The following is a 16667-nucleotide window of genomic DNA, read 5'->3' on the forward strand; positions in this document are numbered from 1 at the left end:
TTTTCGAAAAAAAAGGCGGCATCGCTGCCGCCTTGAACTTAACTTGCCTGAGAAGGCGCTTCATCCGTACCTGGAAGCGTTTCAGGGAGTTGCGGCGCAAATCCTCGCAGGCCGACGACGTGAACGTGTTCGGTATTCTGGAAGACTTTACGCACCAGTTTATAGGTGGTGCCTTTCTCCGGGCTGATATTTTCAGGTGCCGCGATGATGAGCTGCATTTGCAAACGCTCACACAATTCAAACAGCGTGGCGATGGAACGGGCATCCAGTCGCGCAGCTTCATCGAGGAATAGCAGACGGCAAGGAGAGATATCTTTACCGCGCAGGCGGCGAGATTCATCTTCCCAGCTCTGTACCACCATCACCAGAATCGACATACCCGTACCGATAGCCTCACCGGTCGACAGTGCGCCAGACTCCGCGCGCAACCAGCCATCGGAACCACGGTTAACCTCAACTTCCATCTCCAGGTAGTTACGGTAATCCAGAAGTTCTTCACCAATGGTTTGCGGCGTGCGCTGACCCATATCAATTTGTGGATTAAGTCGCTGATACAGTTTTGCCAGAGCCTCCGAGAAGGTTAGACGGTTGCTCTTGAATAGATCCTGATGTTGCTCATGCTGTTCTGAAAGCACGTCAAGCAGCATGGCGTGGGTTTCACGCACGTTCACGTTCAGACGCACACTGTTCACCTGACCGAACGATACGCTCTGCAAGCCCTGGTTGAGCATGCGGATACGGTTCTGTTCGCGCTGAATGGTTTTGCGAATGATGTTCGCCACACTGCGGGAGCTGATCGCCAGTTTCTGTTCGCGAGAAGTTAACTCTTCGGTCAGACGGCTAAGTTCGATTTCCATCTGCTCGATAGCTTCCACCGGATCATCGGTACGAATAATATCCTGGCGAATACGTTCGCGCAGATGCTGATAAACCGCCACGAAGAACTGGATTTTGCGCTCAGGTCGTTTTGGATCTTCCGACATGCGCAGCACGTCGCGCAGATGTTCGTTATCCGCCACCGCCAGACGCAGCGCACCTAACGCCTTATCCGACATGGAACGCAAATCATCAGCGGAGAGATAGGCTAGCTCACGACGGTGTAAGCGGCGCTCAACGCCATTATCTTTCACCATGCGCATTACCGCACACCAGCCCGCTTTCGCGGTCACTACCTGCTCGCGCATCTCAAAGTAATCCCGCTCCAGCTTGCGTAGTTTGCGGGTCAGGTTGTCCATCTCCGCTTCGCAGAAGGTCAGCGCTTTTTCCAGTTGATTGCGGCGTGAACGGTTATTGCTCAGTTGCGCATGCAATTCGTCACGGCGAATACGCGCCCGCTCTTCTGCCCCGCTATCGGCACGCACGCCGATATCCTGCAGTTCTCGTTGTAGATCGTTAAGCAGCTCTTTTTTGGTGTCGTAAGAACTTTTCAGCGAAGCCAGTACCTGGTTGTACTGACTCAACTGCGCAGCGTGGCCGCGCAACGCTTCACGAGCACGAGTACGTTCCGCTTCCGCCTGCTCCAGACGTTCGCGCAGTTTTTCGTTGAGATCGCTGTTCCCACTCAGCATTTCTGCCGAGTCAGAGTAGCTAAAGTGCGCACGACGCTGTACCACTTCAGTCAGGGCAAATGCCTGTTGACGGGCATCGCGCTGCATCTGCTGAGAATACGCGTAATCTTCTTTTAACTGTTCGAACTGTTCCGGGTCGCTCTGCAACACAGAAACGATCGGCTCCAGTTTCGCCAGTTGATTGCCAAACTGCTGAACAAAACGCGCGGCTTCCTGAGCTTCATCAAGACGTTCGCGGATTTCATCGACACGATCCGCCAGTGAGTCATCCGCTAACAGGTTGAGACGCGGCAGGATACGGTTCAGTGCCGCAACGCCCTCTTTCGCCTGCTCAAACTGAATTCGCTGCTGCTGGTTATCATTTTCATGATTACTCAACGCCCGCTCCAGTTCGACACGACGGCTGTTCAGTTGGCGAATTTCGGCTTCTGGATCGGACTCAAACGCCACTGCCAGATGGCTGCCAATAAAGCGGCTGAATGCCTGATGCAGTCGCTGGGTTTTCTGAACATCAAAGGAGAGCGTAGCAAAGCGTTCAGAGAGCAATTCGCGCTCGGCGTGCAAGCTTTCGATCCGGCTTTCACGCGCCGCGCGACCAAACAGCGGCACTTCCGGGAAGCGCGAGTAACGCCACTGACGCTCGGCGGTTTTCACCACCACCGCTTTTTCCAGCTCATCGACGTTGAACACGCTATCATCGAACGACTGCGGATCCCCCTCGATCAAGTAGAGATCTTCCGGACAATCGGTTAAGCCTTCCAGCTGTTCGGCCACCTGAGACAGATCCGGCACCACAATGGCGTGGCGAGACGGGCCATACAGCGCCGAGAAGTACGGCGCATCTTCCAGGCTAACGTCGTCATAAATTTCTGACAGCAGCACGCCGCCAAAACGCTCGGCCAGCGCATTCAGACGCTGGTCTTCGGAGCCGCCTGGCTGGCTTAAACGTTCGATCTCTTCATCGACAGCGTTTTTGCGCGCGCCCACTTCATCACGTTCAACAATCGCTTCGCGCTCACGCTCCAGCAGTTGTTGCAGATATTCGGTGACATCCTGGCTGCAGGTGAACTCTTCACCGCACTGCTCGCTCAACTGATTGAGGCTGTTTTGCGCTGCCAGCCAAACCGGCGCACGCTGCATCAGGCTCTGAATACGGGATTGCAGCTGTTCTTGTTCCTGACGCAGTGCCATGCGCTCTTCACGGGCGTTGGAAACGCTGTCAGAAAGAGAGGCAATGCGCGCTTCCAGTTCCTGATGCAGGGCTTCCAGTTCGTCGATATCAAAATTCTTGCCCTGACGTTTGCAGAAATCTGCCAGCAGACGCTCAGCTTCTTGCTGCTCGCGCAGACGCTGTTCCAGTTCGCTTAAGCGCATCCGCAGTGGCTGAACCTGCTCTGCCAGGTGACGCTGATCGACCCCTTCGCGCAGCAGTTCGCGGGCGACATCCCACGCCTCGTTACGCGCCAGCGGGCCGTTGATTGCGACCACCAGTTGATAAGCCTGCTCAAACTGGCTGTGCGCGGTTTGCGCCATGCTCATTTTCTGCTCAAGAGAGAGCATTTTTTCGGTCGCTTCCAGCTCTTTCGCCTGGAAGGTTTCCAGCCATTCGGCGGCGCTGTCGGCGGTTAAGTCGGGCAGATGGCACAGTTCTTTGGCGCGATTAAGCGCAGCAATCGCCTGGTTGTACTGGATCGCACGCGTTTGCTGGACGTCCAGCGCCTGCTGGTAGTCGGCAAGCTGGCTTTTCAGCTCGTCCACTTCCAGTTCGGCGGCTTCCGCGCGCGCTTCGTTATCTTCCTGACGCTCGATGGCTTCTGCCACCACTTCATTTTGCTCTTCGAGACGGATCTGCAGTTCATCGAGATCTGCTTCGTAACGTTCGATCTTCTCCTGCTGACGCAGTGCGGTTTGCACCAGGTTCAGGTGATCGCTGGCCGCCTGATAATCCGCTTCCAGATCGCCCTCGGCACCGTTGTGCTCTGCCAGTTCACGCGCCATATCGACATGTTTGTACTGCTCCGCCGCCAGTTGCTGACGCGAAGTATGTAGCTCGCGACGAAACTCCAGCGCTTTATCGAGATGGACACGGCGCTCGTTGGCGTGACGCATGTAGTCCGCCGCCACGTAGTTGGTGGCTTCGCTGATCAGATGTTTAAACAGGTCGCGGTCCGACTGGGTGACGCGAATCGCTTCCAGCGTCATACGGTTTTCACGCAGCGCCGCTTCCATGTCCTGGAACGCTTTACGCACGCCGCTGTTTTCCGGCAGCAGGTAGTCGCGCAGAGAACGGGTAATGGCACTGGAGATCCCGCCGTACAGCGAAGCTTCGATCAGACGATAGAATTTACTACGATCAGACGCTGAGCGCAGACGACGCGCGATGATGCCCAGATCGAACATCAGCGAGTGGTAATCGGTAATGGAGTTGAACTGTTTAAACTGCACGCCTTCCATCGCCTCGAGCTTGTCTTTGAGCTCGTTAAGCGGCAGCACGCGCGCCTGACGTTCGTTCAGGGATTCGGTCACCAGCTGTGTCGGCTGCACCGACATCGGCAGTCCCTGAATGGCAAACGGCTTGATATCCACTTTACGATCGCGTCCGGCAACCTGTTGCAGACGCACACCGACCACCACGCGCTGGTGGCGCGAGTTAATGGTGTCGAGCATCGAATAACAGACACCCGCTTTCAGCTTACCGTGCAGACCTTTATCGCGCGAACCGCTGGTAGCCCCGGCTTCCGTGGTGTTACGGAAATGCAGCAGGGTCAAGTCGGGAATGAGCGCCGTAACAAACGCCGCCATCGTGGTGGATTTACCCGCACCGTTACCGCCGGAAAGCGTCGTGACCAACTCATCCAGGTCAAAGGTGCGAGCAAAAAAGCCGTTCCAGTTAATCAGCGTCAGTGAGCGAAATTTACCGCGTTCAATCATTATTCTTCCTCTCCGCTATCTGGCTGATTCTCTTCAGTTTCGTCATTGAGTTGCAGGTGATTTTCCAGCGACATTGCTTCACCATCGCGAATCAGACGACGTTGTGCTTCACGCGGATCGTCGCCCGCACGCACATCGGCACCAAAGCGGAACACCGATTCGGTAATGCGGAACTTGCTGCTGTCGTGGCCCATAAACCACACCATGCCTAAGCGACGCAGACGGTTGAGCGAAGAGCGTACTTTTTCCTGCAACTTCTGGCGGTCAACGTCTGAACCGGTAGAACGATTGTTCACCAGTTTCAGCAATTTTGCTTCATCGGCCAGGGTGAGCAGTTCGTCATACAGTTCCTGCTGGGTAAAGATCCCCTCGTTCGCCAGCCGTTCCGGGCTGAGATAGAGATAACAGAGGATTTTCCCGACCATCATGTCCAGTTCCGACAACACGGAACGTGGGATGATGGTGGTGGAACGTGGACGTAAATAGAAGAAACCTTCCGGCGCGCGGATTAGCTCCACGTTATAACGCGCGTAAAATTCTTCCAGATATTCCTGAAAATCCATCAGGAAAGCATGATTATCCAGTTCGTCGAGGCCAATATGGCGGCCTGAACGTAAGGCGCTATCCAGCGCCGGAAATAACGGATTCGCCAGCGCCTGCGCCAGCTTAACCGGCATCACTTGTTCAATATTTGTCGATGACATGCGCCTGTACCTTGGCTCCGTAATCATTAATCGGCTGCCATTTCGCTGGCAGTCCGGTGAAGTCTGCTTGCGCTACGCCGAGGCGTACCGCCTGATCAATAACAATACGCGCGACGTCAAAGTGACGCGCACGCGGATACTGCGCCAGATATTCGCGTACCACCAGACCAAGATCCAGCGGTACTTGCCTGGTTTTATAGACGGCGAGCTGCTCTTCGATAATCGCTGCGAGTTGTTCGCGGATCTCGTTAAACTCTTCGTACTCTAAATCTGGCGGAAGTTCCCCGGTCACTTCTTCATCGCGCAGTGCCATCTCTTCGTCACGCATATCCAGCAGACGATCGGCATTGGCGTAAGTCAGCGCCCACGGCTCATCAAAATAGGTTTGTACCGACTGGCGTAAACGCTGGGCAAAGACGCGGTTTTTATCCATATCGATAGCGGTACGAATAAATTTGTGTACGTGGCGATCGTAGCCAATCCACAAGTCGATGGATTGCTGGCCCCAACTGATAATACGGTCGAGTTTGCTCTGCAGATCGAACACCAGACGATCGACAAAATGCAGATCGTCATGGGTCATAGTGGCATCCTGAATGCGCAACAGATTGGCCTGGAGTTTGTCGCCTGCCGCTTCCAGCGTATCCTGCAATTCACGCAGCGTTCCGGAAGTTTCCGAAAGCAACAATTCACAGCTGGAGATCGCCGCCCGCCAGTCTTTATTCAGCAACTGAGCGATATCGTCCTTCACCTGCTGCTGCTGTTCGTCCATCAGACGTTGCGTCAGGTCGATGCTGTCGAAAATTTCCGCTACCGAATATTTCAGCGGCGCATAGACGTTGCGGTGCCAGTGAAATTCATCACCGCCCTCTTCAGCGGCATCGGCTGCACGTTTTAACTCACCCGCCACAATCGACAACTGCATAGAAAGGCGCAACGTAGAAAACTCGCGCTGACGGATGTAGTAGTCAGTAATGCCGATGCCGAGCGGCGTCAGGCGATAAATAGCATTCCCTTCCGCCTGCTCGCTGGTAAAGCGGTTCAGCAGACGTTGACGCACCATATCGTTGATCGCGTTGTTGGCGCGCACGCCGATGGTTTCGCTGGTTTGCTCAAACGCATCACTCACATGGCGGAACGCATCCACCAGCTCGCCCTCACTCATCTCACCATCAAGACGCTCGCCATTCAGCGTGGCAACAGCCAGCAGAAAAGAGAGTCGGTCTACCGGCAGCGAGATGGAGAAGTCATTTTTTCTGGCCCAGGCAACCAGTTCGGGGACTGTCTGGGATAATTCACTCATACTTTATCCTTGCTCTGCGGTTTGTGCGCGGTGACATGAATATAACGCCCCAGGTTAATATACGGTTCCTGACGGCAATAACGCGTTTCTAATTCAAGTAATGCTTCATAGCTGTCGCGCTGTTGGTGCTTTTCACGCAGATAATCATGAAACACGCGAACGCCTGTCTTACCCATAATTTGCCAACCAGCTTCTTCCAGCCACAGATAAACCTGCGCCGGGTCGCGTGGATAATCTGGCGAAAGCGTCCGTTTTTTCTTTTTCGGCATTCCCGCCTGCACGTAATCAAAATTCCCGGCGACCATGTTATGCATCAGCAAGCCGTGCGCATTGTAGAACATTAACGACAACACACCGCCTGGACGCAACACGGACCACAGGGTCTGCAATACGCTGCGGGGATCGGCCACCCACTCCAGCACCGCATGGAACAATATCAGATCAACGGGCGTTTCCAAATGTGAAGCAACATCCTGAGCGGCGCAATGTATAAATTGCATGTTGTCGCTCACACCTTTTGCTTCTGCCGCCTGTTTTGCGCGGTCGATCATCTGCGCAGAGAGATCGCATAAAATGACCTGATGCCCGCGCTCGGCCATTTTGATTGCGGTCTGCCCTTCACCGCCACCGGCATCCAGCACACGCAGTTTTTGCGCGCCCATTTCCGCCAGCACGCGATCGAGATCTTGCCACAGAATAGCCTGTCGAAGCTGCCCTTTGGTGGTGCCGTAAATGTTACGGGAAAACTTTTCCGCAATATCATCAAAATTGCGATCCTGCATTGCTTTCTCCACCGGTTGGCTAAGACGTTTTCTGATAAAGACGCTATTTTGTCACAGCCACGGCGAGAATGAACCCGTCTGGTGTAATATCGCTGGCGATCCCTTGCTATATGGTCAAAAAAGGAACCAAAAAGGATGCTTTTTACACTGAAAAAAGTGATTGGCAATATGTTGCTGCCACTTCCGCTGATGTTGTTGATTATTGGCGCTGGCCTGGCGCTGCTGTGGTTTAGCCGTTTTCAAAAAACCGGGAAGATTTTTATTAGCATTGGGTGGCTGGCGCTCTTGTTATTGAGTTTGCAACCGGTAGCCGACCGCCTGCTGCGTCCCATCGAAAGCACCTATCCGACATGGAATAATTCGCAAAAAGTGGACTATATCGTGGTGCTCGGAGGTGGTTATACCTGGAACCCGCAGTGGGCACCGAGCTCTAATTTAATCAATAACAGTTTGCCGCGCCTGAATGAAGGTATTCGCTTATGGCGCGAAAATCCGGGATCAAAGCTGATCTTCACGGGAGGCGTAGCAAAAACCAATGCGGTGAGTACAGCGGAAGTAGGTGCCAGAGTGGCGCAATCGCTGGGTGTCCCACGCGAGCAAATTATCACACTGGATTTACCAAAAGATACCGAAGAAGAAGCTGCCGCAGTGAAACAGGCGATTGGCGATGCCCCTTTCCTGCTGGTGACATCTGCGTCTCATTTGCCACGCGCGATGATCTTTTTTCAGCAGGAAGGGCTAAATCCGCTGCCAGCCCCGGCGAACCAGTTGGCAATCGACTCGCCGCTTAATCCGTGGGAACGGGCAATCCCCTCTCCGGTCTGGTTAATGCATAGCGACCGCGTTGGCTATGAAACGCTTGGCCGCATCTGGCAGTGGCTAAAAGGTACGTCAGGCGAGCCACGGCAGGAGTGATTTAGTCGCCAGATCAAAGTTGCTACGGTTAAATCGCCCGGTATTGACCAGTTGCGCAACTTCATCCCATAACACATACAGCCAACGCCGCCAGATGAAAGACTCTGCCACTGGCGCGCGTTGAAGGTAACTCCAGAGCAAATCTTCCGCCAGGGTGTTATCCATCAACCGGAATAATTCATACTCACGCGGTGCCCAGAGCATTAACCCCGGTCCGACCATCGCCAGGAGCTGATCGCTACGGGAATCTTTCAGCATGCTACGCAAACAGAAATTGCCGTGAATCAGCACACAATTATCGTTAAAACCTTCAAACAACACCGGCAGACATTCACGAGTGCGAAACAGAATCCGCTTATCCTGCATGGTTAAACCTGTGTTATTGAACTGATTGAGCGTCGCCCACAGCATTTCAACGTGCTGACGATACCAGGAAGGCCAGAAATTTTCCTGAGTATTGTCAACCGCGCCAACACATCCGCGGCTGTCCTGACGGTGCCAGGCCAGCAATGCTTCAACAATTTGATCTTTCAGATGTTCCCAGCGCTCTGGCGTTCTTGCGGGAGCTTCCACAGAAACACCGCGCATCCGCTCCAGCAACAAGACATCGGGGCCGGGATGTTCTTCATGCGTCATCACGCCATAGATAGTCGGCATGCGAACAGTCCCGCTCCGAGCCAGCATGGTGGTTTTCCATGCCAGCTGTCTGGCCTGCCCCGGGGTAGAAAAACTTCGCGCCATGAGCGGCATCGGGTTTCCCTGGCTGTCATACAACGCCCACAGAGTTGTGTCTGCTTTTTCATTCACACACTCTATACGACTCAATCTTTCGCCCAGTAAATGGCTTAGTTCGGCACGCAGCTGTTCCATTCAGATTACCCTCATAAAAGCTACTGCTTTCATAATGAGCGCCAATGTAAAAGATGTCACCTGAATGAGATCAATTGTTGAAGGGAAAAAATGAAGAGAATCGTAACGCTACGACACTCCTCCCAAAATTGAGATGGAGTGTCGTGGGGAAAAATTAAGCCATTTCAGCGCGAACACGCTCAAGATCTTCGGGAGTATCTACACCGGTGCCAGGAACCTCCTGGGCGACAGCAACATGGATTTTTTCTCCATACCACAGCACACGAAGCTGTTCTAACATTTCGATATGTTCTAACGGGCTTGGCTGCCAGTTAACATAGCGGCGGATAAAACCTGCACGATAGCCATAAATGCCGAGATGGCGCAGGAAGTTATCTCCTACGGTTTCCAGACCTTTCGCAAAACGGTCACGATCCCACGGAATAGTGGCACGCGAGAAGTAGAGCGCATAACCTTCGGCGTCGAGAACAACTTTAACCGCATTCGGGTTAAAGGCTTCTTCCGCACTGTGGATAGGCACAGCCAAGGTCGCCATTCCAACCTGACGCTGGGCAAGGTTATCGGCAACCTGACGAATGATTGTCGCGGGGATCATCGGTTCATCACCCTGCACATTCACAATCACCGTGTCGTCGCTGAACGCGCATTTTTCGACAACCTCCGCCAGGCGTTCTGTACCTGACTGGTGATCTGCACGCGTCATGCATACTTCACCGCCAGCAGCTTCAACAGCGCGGGCGACATCCTCATGATCGGTTGCGACGATGATGCGCTCGGCTCCTGATTCGCGCGCGCGTTCGAGTACATGAACAATCATGGGTTTGCCGTTAATATCGACCAGCGGCTTACCTGGCAGACGCGTGGAAGCGTAGCGCGCGGGAATAATGACCACAAAACTCATGATTTACTCTCATCAGCAGTCAGCACGCGGGCTTCCGTTTCCAGCAGCACTGGAATGCCATCGCGCAGCGGAAAAGCCAGGTTGTCCAGTTTGCAAATAAGTTCTTGTTTTTCCTGGTTATACCAAAGTTTGCCGTTGCAAACCGGGCAGGCAATGATTTCAAGCAGACGATGATCCATAGTTCCTCCAGATGGATCGGGTTATGAATGCATAAATCTTATCATAATCATTTATGCGTCGGGGTCTATTTCCCAGCCAGTGCGGTAATCGGTAAAGAAACCGTGCGGGCAGCGCCCTATTGTTACTCGCGTTGCCTGCTGCCAGTGAGCAAAATCCGTAATCGCCTGACGCAGCCCTTTTTGAAGGGTCACTGTTGGTTTTACCCCATCCTGTAGCCAGAGAGAGAGCACTTCAAAGATGCCAGTCTGGCGATGCATCTTAGAATCCATTCGCCCAACTAATTGCCCACGATGCAATAACGGTAGAACGAAATAACCATACTGGCGTTTGGGCGCTGGCGTGTAGCACTCCAGCCGGTAGCTAAAATCAAAAAGTTGCTCTGCCCGTTTACGATCCCAGACAACAGGATCAAAAGGCGAAAGTACCGCGCTGTGCGTTGCAGTGAGCTTTCCGGCGAGCGCACGTTCGAGTAGCGGCAGAAAATCAGCATGCAGCCAAAGATTACCCAATTTTTCAACATGCACAGCAATGATTTGCTGCTGTTCAGCCCTCGCTTCGCGCCACGCCGCCAGCGCCGGACGTTTCAGCCGGTAGTAATCCGCCAGCCACTGTTCGCGAAATATTCCCAGGCTGCGCGCACTGTTATCCAGCATGATGATTTCTGCTTCTGTTTGCGAAACGAGATCGCGCTCATCATCCCAGTCAGGCATGACTCGGTGGGTTAAATCATAAACGCGCTGGAAGTTGCGCCGTTCAATCACCATCACCTTTCCGGCGGTAAAGAGCCCTTCCAGATGCCGTTTATGCGGCTTCCACTCCCACCAGCCGCTCGCCCCTTTACGAGGATGCTCAAAATCGGCTGAACGTACCGGCCCCTTATCACGAATATGCTGAATTAACTGTGCAATTTCCGCCGCATGTTCCTGCATCCAGGCATCTTTGTATTTCCAGCCCATTTTTTCAGGTGCCAGCATGCGGTGGCGAATAAGACGAAAATCGCTACGCGGCATAAAGCAGGCTTCATGCGCCCAGTATTCCATTAATTCGCCACACGCCAGAGACTCATCCAGCCACTGCGCAGGATAATTTCCCAGACGACTGAAAAGCACCAGATATGGACTACGGGCAACAATATTGATGGTATCGATTTGCAGCAAGGACATGCGAGAAATGGTAGCCAGAATATCTTCCGGCGACGCGCGACGACGGGGCTTGTTTAACAGCCCTTGCGCGGTGAGATGAAGATTTCGTGCATCGGTGAGGGAGAGATAAGGCAGCGTCATTCATTGCTCCGTCAATTAAACGCTGCCGCGGCTGAATTAGTTGCCAGAAGCCAGCGAGGAAAGTTGTGCGAGCAGTTTCTCTGGTTCATCGCCCGTAAGCTGTGCGTCAACGGGCAAATACCACCAGTTTTCTTCTGCAAAAGCCCGACATTTCACCGCATCTTTTTCAGTCATGACCAGTGTTTGCCCGGCGCTTAATAGTGCGCTGACATCCGCATGATTCAAAGATTGATGATCTGCCAGCGGCACACATTTTTCCGGTTGTATACCGCACATCTTTAGTGTGGCAAAAAATCGCGGCGGATGCCCAATCCCCGCCATCGCCACCACATGTTCAAGCTGAGCAACGTCACAACGCGTACCGGTACGTAAATTCACCGCCTGACCCGGCAGCAGATGCATGGGGATTTCACCGCTGCGGGGGACACCGCCGTTGACGATTACCGCATCAACCGATTTTAAGCGCCCCGCGCGCTCGCGCATTGGCCCCGCAGGCAACCACCAGCCATTGCCAAAGCGACGCACGCCATCGATGACGATGATTTCCACATCACGCGCCAGACGATAGTGCTGTAAACCGTCATCAGTCACGATAATCTGCACATCGGGATATTGCGCCAGAATGGCTTTTACCGCATCTGAACGGACAGGAGAAACTGCAACAGGTGCACCCGTACGCTGATAAATCAGCACCGGTTCATCGCCCGCTTGTGCGGTGGTGGTATCTGCCGACAATAACAGCGGATACGACTCAGCTTTACCGCCATAGCCCCGAGACACCACGCCAACACGAATACCGCGCTTTTGTAGTTGTTCCACCAGCCAGACAACCACCGGAGTTTTTCCGTTGCCGCCTGCGGTGAGATTACCAACCACGACAACCGGTACGGGGGCACGCCAGGCGCGCTTCAGTTTTAGTTTATAGCAAAGACGGATAGCGCCACTCACCAGGCCATACAACCAGGAGAGTGGCAGCAATAACCGCCACAAAGGGGATTCACCAGACCAGATTTTTTCGATCATTGGCCAAACTGCATTTTATGAAGTTGCGCGTAGACTCCACGGTGCTCAAGCAAATCGTTATGCGTACCGCGTTCCACAATGATCCCGTCCTCGACGACCACAATTTCGTCTGCCTTTTCAATGGTAGACAAGCGGTGGGCAATCACCAGTGAGGTACGGTTTTTCTGCAACTCGTCCAGCGCCGCCTGAATCGCGCGTTCGGATTCGGTGTCCAGCGCCGAAGTGGCTTCATCCAGAATCAGAATTGGGCTATCACGCAGCAAGGCACGGGCAATGGCAATACGCTGGCGCTGGCCGCCAGAAAGCAACACGCCGTTTTCACCAATCACCGTATCAAGACCGTTATCCATCTTATTGATAAAGTCCATGGCATAGGCCATACGTGCCGCTTCTTCAATCTGCTCACGGCTGTACTGTTCAGTACGGGCGTAAGCAATGTTGTTGGCAACCGTGTCATTAAACAGATGGACATTCTGCGACACCAGAGCAACCTGGTTACGTAAAGACGCCAGGGTATACTCGCGCAGATCGTGACCATCCATCAGGATCTCGCCTTCATCGATATCATAAAAACGGGTGATCAGGCTGGCAATGGTCGATTTACCCGACCCAGAACGCCCTACCAAAGCCACTGTTTTCCCTGCCGGGATCTTCAGGTTGATATTACGCAGCGCAGGGACTTCACGCCCCGGATAGGTAAAAGTGACATTGCGGAATTCAACGTCACCAGTAGCACGCTCAATCTCGCGTTTACCTTCGTCTTTTTCCTGTTCACTATCCAGAATGGTAAACAGCGTCTGACATGCCGCCATCCCGCGTTGGAACTGGGCGTTAACGTTGGTCAGCGATTTCAACGGACGCATCAGTGCAATCATCGAAGAGAAGACGACAGTAATCGTACCGGCAGTCAGGCTATCCATCACGCTTGGGAAGCTCGCAGCGTAGAGAACAAATGCCAGCGCCAGAGAGGCGATCAGCTGAATGATCGGGTCAGAGATGGAAGAAGCAGAAACCATCTTCATCCCCTGCAAACGCATCTTGTTGCTGACCTTATCAAAACGCTTTGTTTCTACTTCCTGGCCGCCAAAAATCAATACTTCTTTGTGGCCTTTCAGCATCTGTTCAGCACTGGTGGTCACCTGCCCCATGGTGTTCTGCATGTTTTTACTGATGCTGCGAAAACGCTTCGATACGATACGAATCGCAATCGAGACAATCGGCGCCAACACAATCAAAATGATCGACAGCTGCCAGCTGTAATAGAACATCATGGCGAACAGACCGATAATGGAAGCACCTTCACGCACCACCGTAATCAGCGCGCCGGAAGATGACGAAGCAACCTGTTCAGAATCGTAAGTAATACGTGAAAGCAATGTCCCGGTTGATTGTTTGTCAAAAAATGACACTGGCATTCCCATCATGTGGCCGAACAGACGTCGGCGCATGGTCATAACCACTTTTCCTGATACCCAGGAGATACAGTAGCTGGAGATATAACTGGTGATACCACGTAAAATCATCAGGCCGATAACCACCAGCGGCATCCACATCAGCACGGAGCGATCTGTTTTACCAAAGCCATCATCGAGAAGCGGCTTAAGGAGCGATAACATGAAGGTATCGCTGGCTGCGTTGAGAATTAACGCTATGCCCGCCACGATCAGACCCGCTTTAAAAGGCGCAATGGTTGGCCACAGTCGGCGGAATGTCTGCCACGTAGAGAGATCTTTGTCGTTATGCATTCAAAAAACCAGCATTTGTTGAAATAGCCGCATATTCTACCCGTTATCCACTGGCACGCCAAACCACTGATGATACCAACGAGGTAAAATTTGCTCCCTTATGCTGCTGACCCGCCAACCTTGCGCTGAAAAATTGACCGTTATTTGCCCCTGATGCGGGGTGTCAACCCATTGATATCCTTGTAGTTGATAGCGAAGTTTAACTTTACCGGAGGGCAATCGCCATGCGTTATAGCGCGATGCCGATGCCAGTGCCATTTTTCCATTTACCCGCTGAATCAATGGCACTGATGACGAGGTATTACTACCGTGATGGGGTACCTGAATCAAAGTTGCCTGAACCTGTTGCCAGTAATGACTTAGCATTTTTTGTTCAGCGGGGGCTTCAATATCGCCAGTCAAAAGAATGCTATGTGTTCCATCATCAACCTTAATCACACAGGAATGGTTATTTCCCTTTTCGTTACTCCCTTGCAAAGGCCAGTGCACACTAAACTGCAATCCTTGCCACTGCCACGCTTCGCCACGCACGCAGGGCTGATGATGCACCCAGTTTAAGGGGCTTCTTACCCATAACGTCGGCCAGGCATGTAATATCGAGTCCAGTCCACCCCGATGATCAAGATGTTCATGACTAAGAATAACGCCTACCGGTTCAAGGTCATGCCAGCGGAGCCAGGGAATAATCAGTTGTTGCCCACTGTCCCCCTCCGGCCAGGCGAGCCCTGTGTCATAGAGAACCGCTTTACCGTTTCGAGCGATCACCATTGCCAGCCCTTGCCCGACATCAAGCATATAAACCTGCCACTCATCAGACCGTGGTTTTTGCCACAGTGGCCAACACATTATAATTCCTCCAGCCATACACACCGCAGGCAACGTTTGCCATGCATTTAGTCGCCATATCACCAGTAATAACCAGGGCGAAAATGATAGCCATTGCCAACGTTCAGCAATGCTTATCCACCCTTCAGGCAAACTCTTTAACCCCCAAAAAAGTAAAGCTAAGGACCGATCGGCAAGAAACCATAACCCTTGTTCCAGGATTAATGGCCCGCTTAAATGCACAACCATCGCGGTGAGGATCAACGGAACCGAAATAAATGTCACTAAGGGAATAGCGAACAAATTTGCCATAAATGAAGTCAGACTAACGCCATGAAATATGACTATTTGCACCGGCATTAGCAGGAGTGTGATACCAAGTTGCAGATGGATGAGTGAAACAATAGATTGCAATACAGGCGGCAATGGCCAGACTGGGCAGGGAAACCACTGATACCAAAATATCAGCGCGGCCACCGCTGCGGCAGAGAGCCACAAACTTTGCGAGAGGATAGCGACAGGATCCATCAGCAGAATTGCTGCCAGGCAGCATATCCACACATCCCAACCACTCCATTGCCGGCCGCTCAATTTGAGCGCTCCCCAGGTCGCAAGCGCCACCACGGTACGCAATGCAGGCAGCTGCATACCGGTAAGCCAGGCATAAAAAGCAGCGCAGCAAACTCCACCGATTAATGGCATCTGCCAGTAAATCCAACGCCCGGGGAGGAAAATTTGCCCGCCACGAATTAGCCCCGCAGCCAGTAATGCTGCAAAAGCGATGTGTAAACCCGATATCGCCATTAAATGTGCCGTACCGGTATCGCGCATTATATTTTTAATTTCTTTAGATACCGATAACCGTTCACCCATTCCTAAGCCGAGCATCACCGTCTGCCATGAATACGGCTGCAGCGTCGTTTGCAGGGATGCCAGATATTGCGCACGTAGGCTACAACCTGGTTCAATGACGCTTGCTTGCAGAAAACGTCCGGTAAGTGGCTGATGCTGGGCAATGGCATAACGCTGGCTATCAAAGCCGCCATCATTAAGTTGACCATGAACAGCACGCACTTTGAGTTTCATCGACCATCGTTGCCCGGCGCATACCGATTGTGGCAAATATTCGCCATATAGCGCGATGCCTGGCGCGGGAAATAACCGCCGCCCTTGTAGATGAGTAATTTTCCCGTAATGCGTGGTCATGCCGTCAGTGGCGGTAATCTCGACGACTGCATCCTGCGTCGCGCTAGTTAAGTTTTCTCCTGCCCACAGAATTTGCTTCGCCGCCAACACGCCCCAAAGAAAAAACAGCAATGTCAGCGTGAAATAACGGACGACTTTAACAGGAATAAATGCCAGTACGCAGACGAATACAGTCAGACTCGCAAGAGTTAATGTCCCAGGCAACTGCGGCAAAATCAGCAGCGGAAAAATCCCGCAAATTATGCACAGGCTAACTGTCGTTATTTTCATGCACTCCTCCCTGTTTTTGGAAAGTGTGCAACTTTGTTGAGTGGTTGTCTGGCGGGAGTTTTGCGTTGCCCGAGGCACGTTCAGAAGAATTTAGCAGGATGATGAAAACTGTACACAACTCTGCGAGACAGCTTCCAGAACCCTATTGCAGAAATGAAAAA

General features: G+C 52.7%; 12 protein-coding genes. 1 reads left to right on the forward strand and 11 read right to left on the reverse strand.

The window, feature by feature from the left end:
- Positions 1-38: 38 nt before the first annotated feature.
- The 4 genes from mukB to cmoM are packed head-to-tail and all read right to left on the reverse strand — an operon-like array spanning position 39 to position 7288.
- Entirely contained in the window at positions 39-4499 is a 4461-nt protein-coding gene (gene mukB, locus FEK50_RS21405) for a chromosome partition protein MukB (protein WP_130258245.1), read from the reverse strand.
- Positions 4499-5203 carry a chromosome partition protein MukE gene (mukE, locus tag FEK50_RS21410; RefSeq protein ID WP_010344468.1) on the reverse strand — a complete coding sequence of 235 codons (705 nt, stop codon included), beginning with the start codon at positions 5201-5203 and terminating at the stop codon, positions 4499-4501. Before mukE ends, mukB begins: the two co-directional genes overlap by 1 nt.
- Positions 5184-6506: a chromosome partition protein MukF gene (gene mukF, locus FEK50_RS21415; protein ID WP_130205341.1), complete on the reverse strand. Its 1323-nt coding sequence runs from the start codon at positions 6504-6506 to the stop codon at positions 5184-5186. The genes mukE and mukF overlap by 20 nt, the downstream gene beginning before the upstream one ends.
- Positions 6503-7288: a tRNA uridine 5-oxyacetic acid(34) methyltransferase CmoM gene (cmoM, locus tag FEK50_RS21420; RefSeq protein WP_130260779.1), complete on the reverse strand. Its 786-nt coding sequence runs from the start codon at positions 7286-7288 to the stop codon at positions 6503-6505. Before cmoM ends, mukF begins: the two co-directional genes overlap by 4 nt.
- Positions 7289-7423: 135 nt before the next feature.
- Between cmoM and elyC the strand changes: the two genes are divergently transcribed.
- Complete coding sequence (gene elyC, locus FEK50_RS21425) at positions 7424-8203, forward strand: envelope biogenesis factor ElyC (RefSeq protein WP_131162329.1); 780 nt, start codon at positions 7424-7426, stop codon at positions 8201-8203.
- Here the strand turns inward: elyC and FEK50_RS21430 are convergent.
- From FEK50_RS21430 to FEK50_RS21460, 7 genes are all read right to left on the reverse strand, one after another.
- Positions 8180-9073: a YcbJ family phosphotransferase gene (locus tag FEK50_RS21430; protein WP_130205335.1), complete on the reverse strand. Its 894-nt coding sequence runs from the start codon at positions 9071-9073 to the stop codon at positions 8180-8182. The two genes, elyC and FEK50_RS21430, sit on opposite strands and share 24 nt — an antisense overlap.
- A 154-nt stretch (positions 9074-9227) precedes the next feature.
- A complete protein-coding gene (kdsB, locus tag FEK50_RS21435; protein WP_064528339.1) occupies positions 9228-9974 on the reverse strand; it encodes a 3-deoxy-manno-octulosonate cytidylyltransferase in 747 nt (248 codons plus the stop codon).
- A complete protein-coding gene (gene ycaR / locus FEK50_RS21440; RefSeq protein ID WP_000350058.1) occupies positions 9971-10153 on the reverse strand; it encodes a protein YcaR in 183 nt (60 codons plus the stop codon). Before ycaR ends, kdsB begins: the two co-directional genes overlap by 4 nt.
- A gap of 51 nt (positions 10154-10204) precedes the next feature.
- The gene (gene ycaQ / locus FEK50_RS21445) at positions 10205-11437 is read right to left on the reverse strand and encodes a crosslink repair DNA glycosylase YcaQ (protein ID WP_131162330.1); all 1233 of its coding nucleotides are present in this window, start codon (positions 11435-11437) and stop codon (positions 10205-10207) included.
- Between the two features lie 36 nt (positions 11438-11473).
- Positions 11474-12460 carry a tetraacyldisaccharide 4'-kinase gene (gene lpxK / locus FEK50_RS21450; protein WP_131162331.1) on the reverse strand — a complete coding sequence of 329 codons (987 nt, stop codon included), beginning with the start codon at positions 12458-12460 and terminating at the stop codon, positions 11474-11476.
- A complete protein-coding gene (gene msbA, locus FEK50_RS21455; RefSeq protein WP_130205329.1) occupies positions 12457-14205 on the reverse strand; it encodes a lipid A ABC transporter ATP-binding protein/permease MsbA in 1749 nt (582 codons plus the stop codon). Before msbA ends, lpxK begins: the two co-directional genes overlap by 4 nt.
- A 36-nt stretch (positions 14206-14241) precedes the next feature.
- The gene (locus FEK50_RS21460; protein ID WP_131162332.1) at positions 14242-16506 is read right to left on the reverse strand and encodes a ComEC family protein; all 2265 of its coding nucleotides are present in this window, start codon (positions 16504-16506) and stop codon (positions 14242-14244) included.
- Positions 16507-16667: the final 161 nt, after the last annotated feature.

It is taken from the genome of Escherichia sp. E2586, from assembly GCF_005781105.1.
In the GTDB taxonomy this organism is placed as follows: domain Bacteria; phylum Pseudomonadota; class Gammaproteobacteria; order Enterobacterales; family Enterobacteriaceae; genus Escherichia.

Bases quoted from the DNA above. Each gene is read 5' to 3' on its own strand.
- ycaR (WP_000350058.1), bottom strand. From the start codon at position 10,153: ATGGATCATCGTCTGCTTGAAATCATTGCCTGCCCGGTTTGCAACGGC.
- msbA (WP_130205329.1), bottom strand. From the start codon at position 14,205: ATGCATAACGACAAAGATCTCTCTACGTGGCAGACATTCCGCCGACTG.
- FEK50_RS21430 (WP_130205335.1), bottom strand. From the start codon at position 9,073: ATGGAACAGCTGCGTGCCGAACTAAGCCATTTACTGGGCGAAAGATTG.
- cmoM (WP_130260779.1), bottom strand. From the start codon at position 7,288: ATGCAGGATCGCAATTTTGATGATATTGCGGAAAAGTTTTCCCGTAAC.
- kdsB (WP_064528339.1), bottom strand. From the start codon at position 9,974: ATGAGTTTTGTGGTCATTATTCCCGCGCGCTACGCTTCCACGCGTCTG.
- mukB (WP_130258245.1), bottom strand. From the start codon at position 4,499: ATGATTGAACGCGGTAAATTTCGCTCACTGACGCTGATTAACTGGAAC.
- ycaQ (WP_131162330.1), bottom strand. From the start codon at position 11,437: ATGACGCTGCCTTATCTCTCCCTCACCGATGCACGAAATCTTCATCTC.
- elyC (WP_131162329.1), top strand. From the start codon at position 7,424: ATGCTTTTTACACTGAAAAAAGTGATTGGCAATATGTTGCTGCCACTT.
- mukF (WP_130205341.1), bottom strand. From the start codon at position 6,506: ATGAGTGAATTATCCCAGACAGTCCCCGAACTGGTTGCCTGGGCCAGA.
- FEK50_RS21460 (WP_131162332.1), bottom strand. From the start codon at position 16,506: ATGAAAATAACGACAGTTAGCCTGTGCATAATTTGCGGGATTTTTCCG.
- lpxK (WP_131162331.1), bottom strand. From the start codon at position 12,460: ATGATCGAAAAAATCTGGTCTGGTGAATCCCCTTTGTGGCGGTTATTG.
- mukE (WP_010344468.1), bottom strand. From the start codon at position 5,203: ATGTCATCGACAAATATTGAACAAGTGATGCCGGTTAAGCTGGCGCAG.